Genomic DNA, 880 nt, shown 5'->3' on the forward strand with positions numbered 1-880 from the left:
ACTGCACCGGGAGCAATCACAGTATCAACAGATGCTGGACTTTGCGAAGCAAGTGGAGTGGATTTGGGCACCCCTGAAACAGCAGACAACTGTTCGGTAGCCTCTGTGTCCAATGATGCACCGGCTGTCTTCCCGCTTGGCGAGACTTTGGTGACATGGACGGTTGAGGATGCTTCGGGCAATATTGAAACTGCTACCCAACTTGTCACAGTGGTTGATTCGGAGAAACCAACGATCACTGCACCGCAAGCGGTTACCGTTTCCACTGACTCGGGAGTTTGCGAAGCAAGCGATGTGGATTTGGGCACTCCGGAAACCGGAGACAACTGTTCGGTAGCCTCTGTGTCCAACGATGCACCGGCAGTCTTCCCGCTTGGCGAGACTTTGGTAACCTGGACGGTTGAAGATGCTTCGGGCAATATTGAAACAGCCACCCAACTGGTAACCGTGATCGATACCGAGAAGCCGACCATCACTGCACCGCAGTCAATTACTATTTCTTCCGACTCGGGAGTTTGCGAAGCAAGTGGAGTGGATTTGGGCACTCCGGAAACCGGAGACAACTGTTCAGTTGCGTCTGTATCCAACGATGCACCGGCTGTCTTCCTGCTTGGCGAGACTTTGGTGACATGGACGGTAATTGATGCTTCGGGCAATATTGAAACAGCTACCCAACTGGTAACGGTGATCGATACCGAGAAGCCGACCATTACTGCACCGGGAGCAATCACAGTATCAACGGATGCTGGACTTTGCGAAGCAAGTGGAGTGGATTTGGGCACCCCTGAAACAGCAGACAACTGTTCGGTAGCCTCTGTGTCCAATGATGCACCGGCTGTCTTCCCGCTTGGCGAGACTTTGGTGACATGGACGGTTGAGG

General features: G+C 53.2%; 1 pseudogene. It reads left to right on the top strand.

The window, feature by feature from the left end:
* A pseudogene (locus AAA938_RS20130) lies at window positions 1–880 on the top strand (hypothetical protein); the annotation flags it as partial.

The organism is Algoriphagus taiwanensis (genome assembly GCF_036245645.1).
Lineage (GTDB): Bacteria > Bacteroidota > Bacteroidia > Cytophagales > Cyclobacteriaceae > Algoriphagus > Algoriphagus taiwanensis.